The organism is Herbaspirillum sp. Her4, from assembly GCF_057961335.1.
Genome location: NZ_CM176330.1, coordinates 3,300,131 through 3,315,260 on the forward strand (window position 1 = coordinate 3,300,131; position 15,130 = coordinate 3,315,260).

Here is a 15,130-nt window from a genome sequence, read left to right on the forward strand (position 1 = left end):
ACGGGCAGGGCGGGCGGAAGGTGGCATTCTTTGCAAGGGAATTCATTCCGGGAGACTGTGATGAGAACGAATGCGCTGATTTTGCTGGGGATCGCTCTGTTATTGTCATTGCAAGCCTGTGACCGCAAGGGCGGCAATCCGCCCAAGCCGATGACGTCGGCGGTGCAGGGTGATTTGCGGATGGGGTGAACGCCGGATGGTGCGGCGGATGCTTGTTGTGGCGCGGTTCTGACGGCAGATATGAAGAATGTGAATATCTGCTATTGCCACAATAAAGCAGACTCGGCCGGGGTGCGTCGCTATAGTTGCACCTGTCTCCTCCAATCTCCTTAAGAAATTGGATTCAAGCCCGCACCTCTTGGTCGCGGGCTTTTTTTGCCTGTCGGTTTGGTTCGGGGGTGATGAACTCTTCATATCCCTTCGATCAGCAGGGAGAGCTTGCCTTCGGTTCTTGGTAAGATGCGAACTATCGCGTTGTTGGCCAAGTGAAGGTTTTTGTCCGTATTCCGTTGGGATCCGGGCGGGCCGCTTGCGCAATGCTTCATCTTCCTCATTCAGATTCACTCAATGTCTTCCAGCTCTTCTTCGCAGTCCGCCGTTCCGTCCGCACCCGAGCGCCCCGACACGCCTTGCGTGGCCGTGTGCTCCACCACCTTTGACGATGTCTGCCGCGGCTGCGGCCGAACCGTCGATGAAGTGGCGCAATGGGTCTTCATGGACAAGGATCAGCGCGAAGTGGTGTGGCAGCGCATCCTGGCCGAAGGCTATCCGCGCCGTAATTACTGAGCCGCGCGGCCGGCGGTAAAGAATGGAGTGCCGGCCCGGCGCAGCATGCCGGTCAAGGCGATCAGTGGCAGGCCGGTGAGGGCGGTGGGATCGTCGCTGCGAATGCTCTCCAGGATGGCGATGCCCAGGCCCTCGTTCTTGGCGCTGCCGGCACAGTCGTAGGGCTGCTCGATATGCAGGTAGGCATCGAGTTCGGCATCTTCGAGGTCGCGGAAGCGCACCACGGTCTGTACATTGCAGACCTGCGCAGCGGCGGCGGCATTGCTTTGGCGGCCATCCCACAGGCACAGCGCCGTATGGAAGATCACTTCGCGCCCGCGCATCAGCTGCAATTGCTTCAAGGCATTGGTGTGATTGCCGGGTTTGCCGATCTGCAGGCCGTCCAGCGTGGCGACCTGGTCCGAGCCGATCACCAGGGCAGGACCGACCCGGGCGGCAATGGCGGCAGCCTTCTCGCGCGCCAGTCGCAAGGCCGTGGCTTCCGGGGTTTCGTCGGGGTGCGGGGTTTCGTCGATGTCCGGGGCCATGGTCTCGAAAGGCAGGCCGAGGCGGCCCAGCAATTCCTTGCGATAGACGGAACTGGAGCCCAGGATCAGGCGGGGCAGGGTGGAACCGGTGCGGTGTTGTGTCATGGTGAAGGCGCGCCACGCGCTGTGCTGAAACAATAAAACCCGGATTTTGGCGGAAATTCGCCACAAAAGTGAGAGCGCTTCCTCCGATGAAGCCATTTTTCGCGAGAATTTCGCAAGCAAGGCGCTAAGGCTTTGACTGGTAAGGAAATTTTCTGTTATGATCGCAGGTTTTCCGGATTCTGCTTTGGCTATGAATGCATTTGTTATCGACGCGTTCGAATTCTGCAGGCTGAAACAGCAGGCGCAGGGTGAGATTCCGGTTGCTGAATTAGGTCGTCTGGCGCAAGAGACGGTTGACCGTTCCGGCACGATTCACTGGGCTCTGTCCGGCGATATCGACAAGCTGGGACATGCTCAACTCAGTCTGGCAGTGTCGGGTGCAGTTAATCTGATCTGTCAGCGTTGCCTGACGGCATTGAATTTCGAGATTGATTCGAAGTCGCTGCTGGTATTGGCAAAAGATGAGGCGCAAGCCGACACCATCGAAGAGCTGCTGGATGATGACGAGATCGATGTCATCGTCGGTTCGGCAGCCTTCGACGTGAACTACCTGATTGAGGATGATGCGCTGCTGGCCCTGCCGGTGGCACCCAAGCATGATGTCTGTCCTGACGGTAGCGTGGCGGCCGAGGCCAAAGGTGCTGAACGGGCTTCCCCGTTTGAGGTACTGAAGAAGTTGAAGCAGTAACAAGTATTGTTGGGGAATGTCTGGCAAAGGCCGGGCAGCGGCACAGCGGGGTTGGAGAAACACCGATCCGATGTGTTAAAATTTTCAATCTTAAGTAAGGTTTAGGAGTAATCATGGCCGTTCAACAGAACAAAAAGACCCCGTCCAAGCGCGGTATGCATCGTGCACACGACTTTCTGACTGCACCCCCGCTGGCTGTGGAGCCGACGACTGGTGAGACCCACCTGCGTCACCACATCAGCCCCAACGGTTTCTACCGTGGTCGCAAGGTGCTGAAGACCAAGAACGACGAGTAATCTCATTCATTGAGCTTGCTGTTTTTGGAGAAAAGCGGCGCAATGAGCTTCTGTTTCAGGAGGTTCATTTTGCGCCGCTTTTTTATGTCCGCGACATCCGTCAGCGGACCTGCCTGCTTGCGTGAAGCTTCATCTGGCGCGCTGTCCGAGTGTGCCATTTTGAAGGCTTTGCAATCTGCCTCATAATATGGGCTGGCAAGGCTTTGAATCAAATCGATGACCATCAAAATTTCAATCGACTGCATGGGTGGCGATCATGGCCCGTCAGTCACGCTCCCGGCCGCTGCCTCCTTCCTCAAGCGCCAACCTGATGCAGAGCTGATCCTGGTCGGTCAGGAAGCCGTGCTGCAGCCGCTGCTGAAGAAATACAAGCTGGCCGGCGAAGCCCGCATCCGCATTCACAATGCCTCCGAAGTGGTGACCATGGACGACCCGATCGAGGTCGCCCTGCGTCGCAAGAAGGATTCTTCGGTGCGCGTGGCCGTGACCCTGGTCAAGGAGGGGCAGGCCCACGCCGCCGTCTCGGCCGGCAATACCGGTGCCCTCATGGCGGTCTCGCGCTATGTGTTGAAGACCCTGCCGGGCGTGGATCGTCCGGCCATCTGCACCATCCTCCCCAATCAGAAGGATGGCCCCACCTACATGCTCGACCTCGGCGCCAACGTCGACTGCGAGCCACAGCATTTACATCAATTTGCACTCATGGGCTCGGCCCTGGTCGCGGTCATGGAAGGCAAGGCCAAGCCGACCGTGGGCCTGTTGAACGTGGGTGAGGAAGACATGAAGGGCAACGAGCTGGTCAAGGCGACTGCCGCCCTGCTGCGGGCCGATCATGAGAAGGGTATCCTCAACTTCTACGGCAACGTGGAGGGCAACGACATCTTCGAAGGCACGACCGACCTGGTGGTGTGCGACGGTTTCGTGGGCAACGTCACCCTGAAGGCTTCAGAAGGCTTGGGGCGCTTCGTCAAGCAGGTGCTCACCAGCGAATTCAAGAAGGGCATCATCAACAAGCTTGGTGCCCTGATCGCCTATGGTGCCATCAAGGCGCTGTCGCGCCGCCTCAATCCTTCCCGCTACAATGGCGCCAGCTTGCTGGGCCTGAAGGGCCTGGTCTTCAAGAGCCACGGCGGTGCCGATGTGTACGCTTTCGAATGGGCCATCCGCCGCGCGTATGATGCGGCCAAGTATGATGTGCTCGCCCGTATTGCCGCCAGCATGGCGGAGCTGATGCCCCAGGAGCAGGGGCGCACGGCCGAGGCCGCTGCCAAGGCTATCGAGCCGGCGCCGGTCTCGCTGGATCAACCGAACTAACAGAGCAAGAAGACGGCATGACCACTTACAGCAAAATCGTTGGCACCGGCAGCTACCTGCCGGCCAAGCGCGTCACCAACCATGAGCTGGCCGCACAGCTGGCCGAGCAGGGCATCGAGACCTCGGACGAGTGGATCGTCACACGCAGCGGCATCTCCGCGCGCCACTATGCCGAGCCGGGTCAGCTTTCCAGTGATCTCGCCCTGCAAGCGGCGCAGCGCGCCCTGGAAGCGGCGGGCATGCAGGCCAATGACATCGATCTGATCATCATGGCCACCTCCACTCCGGATCACCTGGGTGGTTTCCCGAGCACCGCCTGTGTGGTCCAGCGCAAGCTGGGCATCACCAATGGTGCGCCGGCCATGGATGTGCAGGCCGTCTGCAGCGGCTTTGTCTACGCCATGTCGGTGGCGGACAGCTTCATCAAATCCGGTGCCCACAAGAACGTTCTGGTCATTGGTGCCGAAGTGTTCTCGCGCATTCTGGATTTCAAGGATCGCACCACCTGTGTGCTCTTCGGCGATGGTGCCGGTGCCGTCGTCATGAGCGCCTCGCAGGAGCCGGGCGTGCTGGCGACCAAGCTGCACGCCGATGGCAGCCACGGTCACATCCTGTGCGTGCCGGGCAGCGTCAACAACGGCGCCGTCGCTGGCAGCGCCTACCTGTACATGGATGGCCCGGCCGTCTTCAAACTGGCCGTTTCCTTGCTGGACAAGGTGGCGCGCGAAGCGCTGGAAGCGGCCAGGATGCAATCCACCGAGGTGGATTGGCTGGTGCCGCACCAGGCCAATATCCGCATCATGCAGGGCACGGCCAAGAAGATGGGGCTGCCGCTGGAAAAGATGGTCGTCACGGTGGCCGAGCACGGCAATACTTCCGCAGCCTCGATTCCCTTGGCGCTGGACCAGGCGGTGCGCGATGGCCGCATCCGGCCGGGTCATACCGTCATGATGGAAGGCGTCGGCGGTGGCTTCACCTGGGGCGCCGTGCTGGCGCGCATGTAAAGCGGGCAGGGGGCTGCTGCGGCAGTCCTTTCGTTCACTGATCTCTTCGATTTCCTGCATTTTCATCCAAATTATCTACTTCCAAGCATGACAACATTCGCTTTCGTCTTCCCGGGCCAGGGTTCGCAGGCCATCGGGATGCTCAATGGTTTCGCCGACAATGAAGTCGTCCGCCAGACCGTCGCAGAAGCTTCCGATGCCCTGCAGTTCGACCTGGGCAAGCTCATCGCTGAAGGTCCCAAGGAAGACCTGGACCTGACCACCAACACCCAGCCCGTCATGCTGACGGCTGCCGTGGCCTTCTATCGCGCCTGGCTGGCTGCAGGCGGCAAGGCACCGGCACTCGTCGCCGGCCACAGCCTGGGCGAATATTCGGCACTGGTCGCCGCCGGCGTGATCGCCTTCAAGGATGCGGTACCGCTGGTGCGCTTCCGCGCGCAAGCCATGCAGGAAGCGGTGCCGGTCGGGCAGGGTGGTATGGCCGCCATTCTCGGTCTGTCTGATGAAGACGTGCGCGCTGCCTGCGCCGAAGCGGCGCAAGGTGAAGTGGTCGAGGCCGTCAACTTCAATGCCCCCGCACAAGTCGTGATCGCCGGCCACAAGGCCGCTGTCGGCCGTGCCTGCGACGTCGCCAAGGCCAAGGGTGCCAAGCGCGCGCTGCCGCTGCCGGTGTCGGCGCCGTTCCACTCCTCGCTGCTCAAGCCGGCTTCGGACCGCCTGCAAGCCTATCTGGCCAACGTCGCCTTCGCCGCGCCGCAGATTCCGCTGATCAACAACGTCGATGTGGCCGTGGTCAACGATCCGGCTGCCATCAAGGATGCCCTGGTGCGCCAGGCGGCTGCGCCGGTACGCTGGGTCGAGACGGTGCAGAAGATGGGTGCCGACGGCGTCACGCACCTGATCGAATGCGGTCCGGGCAAGGTGCTGACCGGCCTGACCAAGCGCATCAATGGTGACCTGGTGGGTGAAGCCATCGTCGACCAGGAATCCCTGAACAAAGTATTGGAGTTGCTGAAATGAGTGCATTGAATCTGCAAGGCCAGGTCGCCCTGGTGACCGGCGCTTCGCGCGGCATCGGCCGTGCCATCGCCACCGAACTGGCCCGCCAGGGTGCCAAGGTGGTCGGTACGGCGACCTCGGAGTCGGGCGCTGCCGCCATCACCGAATACCTGGCGGCGCTGGGTCCGGAAGCCGGCCGTGGTGCGGTGCTCAATGTCAATGATGCCGAAGCCAGTGTGGCCCTGGTGGAGCAGGTGCAGAAGGAATTCGGTGCGCTCTCCATCCTGGTCAACAATGCCGGCATCACCCAGGACCAACTGGCCATGCGCATGAAGGACGAGGAGTGGGACAGCGTGATCGCCACCAACCTGACCGCCGTCGGCCGCCTTTCGCGCGCCGTGCTGCGTGGCATGATGAAGGCCCGTAGCGGCCGCATCATCAACATCACCTCGGTGGTGGGCGAGGCCGGCAATCCCGGCCAGATGAACTATGCCGCTGCCAAGGCCGGCGTGGCCGGCATGAGCCGCGCGCTGGCGCGTGAGATCGGCAGCCGCAACATCACCGTCAATTGCGTGGCGCCCGGCTTCATCGATACCGACATGACCAAGGCGCTGAACGAGCAGCAGTCCGCCGCCATCCTGCAGCAGATTCCGCTGGGACGCCTGGGTGCGGCTGAGGAGATCGCCTATGCGGTGGCCTTCCTGGCCTCGCCGCAAGCGGCCTACATCACCGGCACGACGCTCAATGTCAATGGCGGCATGTACATGGGTTAAGTAAGTCTTGGGGGCTTGATTCAAGTCCTTTTGACGACTTTTGTTTGCAGTTAAGCTGGACTTGGCACAATCTTGCCAGGAATAGTTAAAAGTAAATTTTCCGCGCGCAAACCTGCTAAAATGCGCGCACTTTTGTAACCTATCATCCCTCTGGAGGAACACTATGTCCGATATCGAACAACGCGTGAAGAAGATCGTCGCTGAGCAACTGGGCGTCGCCGAAGCCGACATCAAGAACGAATCGTCGTTCGTGGACGACCTGGGCGCCGACTCGCTGGACACCGTCGAGCTGGTCATGGCACTGGAAGATGAGTTCGAAATGGAAATCCCCGACGAACAAGCTGAAAAGATCACCACCGTGCAACAGGCGATCGACTACGCAAAGTCGCAAGTCAAGGCCTGATAAGGGCTTTGGTCAAAGTTTCAGGAGAATTGCTTGAGCCGCACTCGTGAACGTCGTGTAGTCATTACCGGCCTGGGATGCATCTCGCCTGTCGGCAACAACGTCGCCGATACGTGGAGTGCCATCAAGGAAGGCAAGTCCGGCATCGCTACCGTCACCAAGTTCGACGCAACCCCCTTCACCACGCACTTCGCCGGTGAAGTCAAGGGCTTCAATATCGAGGATTACATCCCCGCCAAGGAAGCGCGTCATATGGATACCTTCATCCACTTCGGCATGGCCGCCGGTATCCAGGCCATCCAGGACAGTGGATTGACGGTGACCGATGAGAATGCCGAGCGCATTGGCGTCATGATCGGTTCGGGCATCGGCGGCTTGCCGCTGATCGAAGAAACCCACGCCGAACTGACCAACCGTGGTCCGCGCCGCATCAGCCCCTTCTTCATTCCGGCCTCGATCATCAACATGATCTCGGGCAACTTGTCCATCAAGTTCGGTCTGAAGGGCCCCAACCTGGCGATCGTCACCGCCTGCACCACCGGCCTGCATTGCATCGGCTCTGCCGCACGCATGATCATGTACGGCGATGCGGATGTGATGGTGGCCGGCGGCGCTGAATCCAGCGTTTCGCCGCTGGGTATCGGTGGCTTCGCTTCGGCGCGCGCACTGTCGACCCGCAACGACGATCCCGCGACTGCGTCCCGCCCCTGGGACAAGGATCGCGACGGCTTCGTGCTGGGCGAGGGTGCCGGCGTGATGGTGCTCGAAGAGTACGAACACGCCAAGGCCCGTGGCGCCAAGATCTATGCAGAACTGCTCGGCTTCGGCATGAGTGGCGATGCCTACCACATGACTGCGCCCAACCTGGATGGTCCGCGCCGCTGCGTGCTCAATGCACTGCGCGATGCCGGCGTCAATCCGGATGAAGTGCAGTACCTGAACGCGCACGGTACGTCGACCCCCTTGGGCGACAAGAACGAATCCGACGCGATCAAGGCCGCATTCGGCGACCATGCTTATAAGATGGTTGTCAATTCGACCAAATCCATGACCGGTCACCTTCTGGGTGGTGCCGGTGGCCTGGAAACGGTGTTGACCGTGCTGGCAGTGCACAATCAGGTGTCGCCGCCGACGATGAACATCTTCAACCAGGATCCGGAGTGCGATCTGGATTACTGCGCCAACCAAGCGCGGGACATGAAGATCGATATTGCCGTCAAGAACTCCTTCGGGTTCGGCGGCACCAACGGTACCCTGGTCATCGGCAAGATGTAAAATGCAAGACCCGGCTTCCTTACGGAAGCCGGGTTTGTCGTTTTAATGGCGCACATTGCGCACTTTCCGCCCGGGCAACCCATGTCGATCGCAGTGTCTGCGGATATCAAACCTTCCCGCTTGCTCCTCCTGGTGACTGCCTTTGCGTCGCTGTGCGTGGCCTTGATCGGCGTAGTGCTGGTGTTTGGCCTGCCGGGTGCGTTGTCCTGGACTGCCCGCATCCTCTTGGCCATGAGCTGCATCCTGGCGGCGGCGCTGGCCATGGTGCTGGTGTTGCGCGCGCGCAAGGTGATCTGGCTGCATATTTCCGGCACCGGGCAGATTCGCGTAGTAGAGCACCTGCTGCCCTCGGCGCGCGCCAAGCCGCAGGTGATGAAAGCCGGACTGGCCCAGCTGCTGGCTGGCAGCACCATCTGGCCGGGCATGCTGTTTCTCCGCCTGCGCCTGGAAAATGGCAAGACCCGAACCATCCCCATTCTCACGGATTCCGTCTCCGAAGATACATTCCGTGCACTTTCCGTGGCGTGCCGCTGGCTGATCAGTCACAATACGGCCAAGGCAAGGATGCTGGAAAAATAAGGCTGGCAGACTTGAAAATTGCCGAGCTGGAAGCATCTGCGCGAGGCAATGACGATAAAACAACACGGCCATAAAAAACAAGGAACCCGGTTTGACGACAGAACGCGAAATAGACCAACAGCTTGTTGAGCGCGTCCAGCGTGGCGACAAGAAGGCGTTCGAGCTATTGGTAGTCAAGTATCAACGCAAGCTGATGCGCCTGGTGTCACGCCTGGTGCGCGACCAGGCCGAAGCCGAAGACGTGGTGCAGGAAGCCTTCATCAAGGCATATCGTGCGCTGCCGCAATTCCGCGGCGATTCGGCCTTCTATACCTGGCTTTACCGCATCGGCATCAACACTGCCAAGAACTATTTGGTCACCATGGGCCGCAGGGCGCCAACTTCGACAGAAGCAGATGCTGAAGAAGCTGAAACTTTTGACGACGCAGACCATCTGAGGGACATCAACACTCCAGAGTCGATGTTGGCCACCAAGCAGATTGCTCAGACGGTCAACGTGGCGATGGAGGCATTGCCGGAAGAATTACGTACTGCCATCACGTTGCGCGAGATCGAGGGGTTGAGCTACGACGAGATTGCAGATGCGATGAATTGTCCGATCGGCACCGTGCGCAGCCGTATTTTCCGCGCCCGGGAAGCAATTGCCGAGAAGTTGCGCCCACTGCTGGATACGGCGGCGGACAAGCGCTGGTAATGAGGCCACAAGCCTGTTGTTAAAAAGAAAATAATAAAGCGGGTATGGAACTAAGATATTTGCCGGGTGACTGCACATGGATACCAAAGTAACGACCAAAGAACAGATCTCAGCCCTCGCCGATGGTGAGCTGGGTTCTGAAGAAATGACCCTTGCCTTCGCGGCCCTGCGTTCTTCCAAGGACGCCCAGGACGCTTGGGAGGATTACCATCGCATCGGCGAGGTGCTGCGTTCGGAGGAGATGGATGTCTCCCTGAGTGCCGGCTTCTCGGCCAAGATGAGCGCGCTGCTCGATGCCGAACCGACCATCGTTGCCCCGCAGGCCGCAGTGGCCGAGCCGGTCAAGGCAGCCGCGGCTGCTCCGGTGGTGCAAGCTGTGGCAGCCGCCAATGGCGACCATCGCGCGAGCCGTCCAGGCCGCCTGGTGCGTTTCCTGATGCCTAGCGCCGCAGCGGCTGCTGCTGCCGTGGCTGCCGTGTTCGTGGCCATGCCGCAGCAAGCGGTGGTGACGGCGGACGCCAAAGTGGCTGCACCGGTGGCCCAGGTGGCGTCGGCTCCGGTCAATGTGCCTTCGGCCATTGCTACCGTGGCTGACACCAACGGCAATCCGCAGAACGTGAATCAACTGAGCTCGCTGGCCCAGCAGGGTGAAGTCAAGCGCGATCCGCGCATCGACGACTATCTGTTCGCTCACCAGCGCTTCTCGCCTTCCTACAGTTCGGCGCAATACGCCCGTTCCGCAGCCTTCTCCTCGGACGCAGACAAGTAAGATGCATCTGACGGGGCGTCTGTACGGCGTACTGTGCTTGCTGGCCACGTTGTTAGGGTTCTCCTTGATGCCATCCGCTAAAGCGGCGGATGGCGTTTCTACAACTGCGGCCAGTGAAGCCACCACTTCTTCCGCATTGCTGGTGCAATTGCAAAAAATGCAATCTGCTGCCCAGCGTCTCAATTACTCAGGCAGTTTCGTCTACCAGCAGGCGGCGCAGATGCGCAGCTCGCGGGTCACCCATGTGGTAGCCGGCAAGAGCGAGCTGGAAAAACTGGAGCTGCTCGATGGCAAGCCGCGCGAATTCGTGCGCGACAACGAGGATGTGGCCAGCTATGACCCCGACCAGCGCATCGTGCGCCGGGAAAAACGGGTCACGCGCGACACCTTCCCGGCCATCGTCGATGCACGCCCGGAGGACCTGGCGCGCTTCTACCGGTTGCAGTCCGATGGCGATGAACGTGTGGCCGGCCGCAGCTGCCAGGCCATCGTGCTGGCACCGCGCGACAAGCTGCGCTACGGCTACCGTTTCTGTGCCGACCAGGCCACTGGCCTGCTCTTGCGCGCGCAGACGCTGGATGGCCGCGGCGAGGTGATCGAACAGATCGCCTTTACCCAGATCGACATCGGGGGGATTGATCGTGCCCGGGTCAACCCCACTTACAAGGACACGCGCGGCTGGCGCGTCGAGAAGGCGGCCCTGGTGCCGGCCGACCTGTCGGCCTGGCAAATCACGCCGCCGCCGGGTTTCCGGAAGATCCAGCAGGTGCGGCGCGTGATTTCCGATAGTGGTGAAGCGGGTGCGGCACCGGCACAGAACCGTCCGGCTGAGCGCGAAGTCTCGCAGATCGTGTTTTCCGACGGGCTGGCGGCCATTTCGGTCTTCATCGAGCCGGGTAGCCAGGGCCGGGAAGAGGGTACGATACAACAGGGTGCCATGAACATCCTGGGCCGACGCCAGGGCGATTACTGGCTGACCGTCGTTGGAGAAGTGCCCGCCGCTGCAATCCGTCAGGTAGCCAATTCCATTGAACTGAAATCCAAATAAAAGAGACCGTTGCAATGACTCCCATGAAGAACACTCTTGCCGGCGCCTTGCTGGCCGCGTCCGTCTTTGCTGCAGCACCGGCCGTGCAGGCCGCGCCTCCCGTGGCTTCGCCCACGGTGGCAGCCCTGCCTGACTTCGCTGACATCGTCGAGCGCACCGGTCCGGCGGTGGTGAATATTCGTACTACCGAGCGCGTGCGCCAGAATGCCCAAGGGCAGGGTGGTGGCATGGATGATCCTGAAATGCAGGAATTCTTCCGCCGCTTCTTCGGTATTCCCATCCCGCGTCAGCAGCAGCCGGGTACCCCGCGCGGCAATGGCAAGCAGGGTGGCCAGGGCCAGCAGGAAGAAGTGCCGCGTGGCGTGGGCTCGGGCTTCATCATCTCGGCCGATGGTTTCATCATGACCAATGCGCACGTGGTGGATGGGGCCAGCGAGGTCTACGTGACCCTGACCGACAAACGTGAATTCAAGGCCAGGATCGTGGGTTCGGATACCCGCACCGACGTGGCCGTGCTCAAGATCGATGGCAGCAACCTGCCGCGCCTGAACATGGGCGACTCCGACAAGATCCGTGTCGGTGAGTGGGTGCTGGCCATCGGCTCGCCCTTCGGCCTGGAAAATACCGTGACCGCCGGCATCGTCTCGGCCAAGGCGCGTGACACTGGCGACTATCTGCCGCTGATCCAGACCGACGTGGCGGTCAACCCGGGCAACTCGGGTGGTCCGCTGATCAACCTCAAGGGTGAAGTGGTCGGCATCAATTCGCAGATTTACAGCCGCTCCGGCGGCTTCATGGGGATCTCCTTTGCGGTGCCCATTGATGAGGCGCTGCGAGTAGCCGACCAGCTCAAGGCCAGCGGACGCGTCACGCGCGGCCGTATCGGCGTGCAGATCGGTGAAGTGACCAAGGATGTGGCCGAATCGCTGGGCCTGGCCCGCGCGCAAGGCGCGCTGGTGCAACGCGTGGAAGCCGGTGGCCCGGCTGACAAGGCGGGCCTGGAGGCGGGCGACATCATCCTGAAATACAACGGTGCCGCCATCGAGCGACCGAGCGACCTGCCGCGCATGGTCGGTGCCACCAAGCCGGGTGCCAAGGCCACCGTCAATATCTGGCGCAAGGGCAGCGCCCGCGACGTCAGCGTGACCGTGGTCGAGCTGGAAGCCGACAAGCCCAAGCAGGCCGAGGAAAAGAAGGCCAAGCCCGACAACACCCCCAACTCCCTGGGCCTGGTGGTGAGCGACCTGAGTGATGCGCAGAAGAAGGAGCTGAAGGTCGACAACGGCGTGCTGGTGGAAAACGTCAGCGGTGCCGCTGCCGCCGCCGGCATCCGTCCGGGCGATGTCATCCAGCGCCTCAACGAGGTCGATGTCAACGACAGCAAGCAGTTCGGCCAGCTGGTGGCCAAGCTCGATGCCAAGAAGCGGGCAGCGGTGCTGGTGCGCCGTGGCGACTCTTCGCAGTTCGTGCCGCTGCGTCCGAACGGCGGCAACTGAGGCCGGGCCCTTTTTCCGTAAAATTGCCTGATACTTCAGCATGAAGGCTGCGGCTCCCTGGGGCCGCAGCCTTTTTCCTTGGTTCGCGTCGGGCTGAGGGAAGAAACTTTCATATGAGCCTATGACCACCCCTTCTTCGCCCTCAGCCGCAGGGCAAGCCTTGCACTTCATCATCTATTCGCGCAGCTACTGCCACCTGTGCGAAGACCTGCGTGACGCCTTGCGCCAAGCACTGGGCGAGATCCCGGCCGTGATCGAGATGGTCGATGTGGACGCCGATGAGGCGCTGGTGGCGCGTTACGACGAGCTGGTGCCGGTGTTGATGGGGCAGGGGCGCGATGGCCAGTGGCAGGAGTTGTGTCATTACCATCTGGATAAGGCGCGCCTGCAGACGTTTGTTGTTGAAATGAAATAAGTTGTGTTGTCGCAGCCAGGTCCGGCTGCGCGGCCTGGCACCGGAAAGTCGGGCTTGTCCCTGTGAATTCCGGTAAAATGCCGGGTCGAATAAGCTGTTGCAAAGGCGCTCGGCTGGGCAAAGCCCGCTACAGAGCGCCTTTTTTCATCGTTTCCAGTCTGTTAATGAACAATATCCGTAATTTCTCGATCATCGCCCACATCGATCACGGCAAGTCCACGCTCGCCGACCGCATCATCCAGTTGTGCGGGGGCTTGTCCAACCGCGAGATGGAAGCCCAGGTACTGGATTCGATGGATATCGAGCGCGAGCGCGGCATCACCATCAAGGCCCAGACCGCCGCCCTGGCCTACAAGGCCAAGGATGGCCAGATCTACAATCTCAACCTGATCGACACCCCGGGGCACGTCGACTTCAGCTATGAAGTCTCGCGCTCGCTGTCGGCCTGCGAAGGCGCGCTGCTGGTGGTCGATGCCTCCCAAGGCGTGGAAGCGCAGACGGTGGCCAACTGCTACACCGCCCTGGACCTGGGCGTGGAAGTGGTGCCGGTCTTGAACAAGATCGACCTGCCCTCCGCTGATCCGGACAACGCCAAGAGCGAGATCGAGGACGTGATCGGCATCGACGCCTCCGACGCCACTCCCTGCTCGGCCAAGACCGGCCTGGGCGTGGAAGACGTGCTTGAAGCCATCGTGGCCAAGGTGCCGGCCCCCAAGGGCGACCCGGATGCACCGCTGCAGGCGCTGATCATCGATTCCTGGTTCGACAACTACGTCGGCGTGGTCATGCTGGTGCGCATCGTCAATGGCACCTTGCGTCCCAAGGACAAGATCCTGCTGATGGCCACCGAGACCCAGTACCTGACCGAAAGCATTGGCGTGTTCACGCCCAAGTCGCAATCGCGCGACTCCCTGACGGCAGGGCAGGTCGGTTTCGTCATCGCCGGCATCAAGGAACTGAAGTCCGCGCGCGTGGGTGACACCATCACCCTGGCCGGCAAGCCGGCCCCGGCGCCGCTGCCCGGCTTCAAGGAAGTGCAGCCGCAGGTGTTTGCGGGCCTGTTCCCGGTGGAAGCCAACCAGTACGACGCCCTGCGCGACTCGCTGGAAAAATTGAAGCTCAATGACGCCGCCCTGATGTATGAGCCGGAAGTTTCGCAGGCGCTGGGCTTCGGCTTCCGCTGCGGCTTCCTGGGCCTGCTGCACATGGAAATCGTGCAGGAACGCCTGGAGCGCGAGTTCGACATGGACCTCATCACCACCGCGCCGACGGTGGTGTACGAAGTGCAGCAGCGCGACGGCACCCTGCTGATGGTGGACAACCCGTCGAAGATGCCGGAAGTGTCCAAGATCGAGGAAATCCGTGAACCCATCGTCACCGTCAACCTGTACATGCCGCAGGAATACGTGGGTTCGGTCATCACCCTGTGCACGCAGAAGCGCGGCATCCAGATGAACATGAGCTATCACGGCAAGCAGGTGCAGCTGACCTATGAAATGCCGATGGCCGAAATCGTGCTGGACTTCTTCGATCGCCTCAAGTCCACCTCGCGCGGCTATGCCTCCATGGACTATGAGTTCAAGGAATATCGCGCGGCAGATGTGGTCAAGGTCGACATGCTGATCAACAGCGAAAAGGTCGATGCGCTGGCCATCATCGTGCACCGTGCCGCGGCGCAGATCCGCGGTCGCCAGGTGGCGGCCAAGATGCGCGAACTGATCCCGCGCCAGATGTTCGATGTGGCGATCCAGGCGGCTATCGGTGCCACCATCATTTCGCGTGAAAACGTCAAGGCCATGCGCAAGAACGTGCTGGCCAAGTGCTACGGCGGCGACATCTCCCGCAAGCGCAAGCTGCTCGAAAAGCAGAAGGCCGGCAAGAAACGCATGAAGCAGGTGGGCTCGGTCGAAATTCCGCAGGAAGCATTCCTGGCAATCTTACAAGTGGACGATAAATAAC

19 protein-coding genes are annotated in these 15,130 nt (G+C 61.0%); 17 read left to right on the forward strand and 2 right to left on the reverse strand.

What is annotated here, in order from left to right; all coding sequences use genetic code 11:
• Positions 1-60 precede the first annotated feature (60 nt).
• Both ACWFUC_RS14870 and ACWFUC_RS14875 read left to right on the forward strand, forming a co-directional pair.
• Positions 61-189, forward strand: a complete 129-nt coding sequence (locus ACWFUC_RS14870; RefSeq protein ID WP_256497641.1) for a hypothetical protein — start codon at positions 61-63, stop codon at positions 187-189.
• A gap of 378 nt (positions 190-567) precedes the next feature.
• Entirely contained in the window at positions 568-786 is a 219-nt protein-coding gene (locus ACWFUC_RS14875; protein WP_034331679.1) for a DUF1289 domain-containing protein, read from the forward strand.
• On the opposite strand, the gene ACWFUC_RS14880 is transcribed toward ACWFUC_RS14875, so the two are convergent.
• Positions 780-1,418 (reverse strand): Maf-like protein, encoded by a 639-nt coding sequence (locus ACWFUC_RS14880; protein WP_489625309.1) that lies wholly within the window; start codon positions 1,416-1,418, stop codon positions 780-782. The genes ACWFUC_RS14875 and ACWFUC_RS14880 overlap by 7 nt on opposite strands.
• A gap of 157 nt (positions 1,419-1,575) precedes the next feature.
• Between ACWFUC_RS14880 and ACWFUC_RS14885 the strand changes: the two genes are divergently transcribed.
• Positions 1,576-2,106, forward strand: coding sequence for a YceD family protein (locus ACWFUC_RS14885; RefSeq protein ID WP_121039520.1), 531 nt, complete (start codon positions 1,576-1,578; stop codon positions 2,104-2,106).
• Between the two features lie 113 nt (positions 2,107-2,219).
• Complete coding sequence (gene rpmF / locus ACWFUC_RS14890) at positions 2,220-2,402, forward strand: 50S ribosomal protein L32 (RefSeq protein WP_006463510.1); 183 nt, start codon at positions 2,220-2,222, stop codon at positions 2,400-2,402.
• A 2-nt stretch (positions 2,403-2,404) separates the two neighbouring features.
• On the opposite strand, the gene ACWFUC_RS14895 is transcribed toward rpmF, so the two are convergent.
• Entirely contained in the window at positions 2,405-2,647 is a 243-nt protein-coding gene (locus ACWFUC_RS14895) for a hypothetical protein (RefSeq protein WP_489637633.1), read from the reverse strand.
• On the opposite strand from ACWFUC_RS14895, the gene plsX reads away from it, so the two are divergent.
• From plsX to lepA, 13 genes are all read left to right on the forward strand, one after another.
• Complete coding sequence (gene plsX / locus ACWFUC_RS14900; protein ID WP_489625310.1) at positions 2,619-3,716, forward strand: phosphate acyltransferase PlsX; 1,098 nt, start codon at positions 2,619-2,621, stop codon at positions 3,714-3,716. The two genes, ACWFUC_RS14895 and plsX, sit on opposite strands and share 29 nt — an antisense overlap.
• Before the next feature lie 17 nt (positions 3,717-3,733).
• The gene (locus ACWFUC_RS14905) at positions 3,734-4,720 is read left to right on the forward strand and encodes a beta-ketoacyl-ACP synthase III (RefSeq protein ID WP_034331682.1); all 987 of its coding nucleotides are present in this window, start codon (positions 3,734-3,736) and stop codon (positions 4,718-4,720) included.
• Positions 4,721-4,807: 87 nt separating this feature from the next.
• Positions 4,808-5,740, forward strand: a complete 933-nt coding sequence (fabD, locus tag ACWFUC_RS14910; RefSeq protein ID WP_489625311.1) for an ACP S-malonyltransferase — start codon at positions 4,808-4,810, stop codon at positions 5,738-5,740.
• Positions 5,737-6,492: a 3-oxoacyl-ACP reductase FabG gene (gene fabG / locus ACWFUC_RS14915; protein WP_134222094.1), complete on the forward strand. Its 756-nt coding sequence runs from the start codon at positions 5,737-5,739 to the stop codon at positions 6,490-6,492. The genes fabD and fabG overlap by 4 nt, the downstream gene beginning before the upstream one ends.
• Positions 6,493-6,655: 163 nt before the next feature.
• A complete protein-coding gene (gene acpP, locus ACWFUC_RS14920) occupies positions 6,656-6,895 on the forward strand; it encodes an acyl carrier protein (RefSeq protein ID WP_006463505.1) in 240 nt (79 codons plus the stop codon).
• A 33-nt stretch (positions 6,896-6,928) separates the two neighbouring features.
• The gene (gene fabF, locus ACWFUC_RS14925; protein WP_039786392.1) at positions 6,929-8,170 is read left to right on the forward strand and encodes a beta-ketoacyl-ACP synthase II; all 1,242 of its coding nucleotides are present in this window, start codon (positions 6,929-6,931) and stop codon (positions 8,168-8,170) included.
• A gap of 81 nt (positions 8,171-8,251) precedes the next feature.
• The gene (locus tag ACWFUC_RS14930; RefSeq protein ID WP_489625312.1) at positions 8,252-8,749 is read left to right on the forward strand and encodes a protein YgfX; all 498 of its coding nucleotides are present in this window, start codon (positions 8,252-8,254) and stop codon (positions 8,747-8,749) included.
• A gap of 91 nt (positions 8,750-8,840) precedes the next feature.
• Positions 8,841-9,443 carry an RNA polymerase sigma factor RpoE gene (gene rpoE, locus ACWFUC_RS14935; protein ID WP_006463502.1) on the forward strand — a complete coding sequence of 201 codons (603 nt, stop codon included), beginning with the start codon at positions 8,841-8,843 and terminating at the stop codon, positions 9,441-9,443.
• Positions 9,444-9,519: 76 nt separating this feature from the next.
• Positions 9,520-10,212 carry a sigma-E factor negative regulatory protein gene (locus ACWFUC_RS14940; protein WP_489625313.1) on the forward strand — a complete coding sequence of 231 codons (693 nt, stop codon included), beginning with the start codon at positions 9,520-9,522 and terminating at the stop codon, positions 10,210-10,212.
• A gap of 1 nt (position 10,213) precedes the next feature.
• Positions 10,214-11,260: a MucB/RseB C-terminal domain-containing protein gene (locus ACWFUC_RS14945; RefSeq protein WP_489625314.1), complete on the forward strand. Its 1,047-nt coding sequence runs from the start codon at positions 10,214-10,216 to the stop codon at positions 11,258-11,260.
• Positions 11,261-11,274: 14 nt separating this feature from the next.
• On the forward strand, positions 11,275-12,756 hold the full coding sequence (locus ACWFUC_RS14950) for a DegQ family serine endoprotease (RefSeq protein WP_134222096.1): 1,482 nt from the start codon (positions 11,275-11,277) through the stop codon (positions 12,754-12,756).
• Between the two features lie 121 nt (positions 12,757-12,877).
• Entirely contained in the window at positions 12,878-13,171 is a 294-nt protein-coding gene (locus ACWFUC_RS14955) for a glutaredoxin family protein (RefSeq protein WP_489625315.1), read from the forward strand.
• 164 nt (positions 13,172-13,335) lie between these two features.
• Entirely contained in the window at positions 13,336-15,129 is a 1,794-nt protein-coding gene (gene lepA, locus ACWFUC_RS14960) for a translation elongation factor 4 (protein WP_134135200.1), read from the forward strand.
• Position 15,130 lies beyond the last annotated feature (1 nt).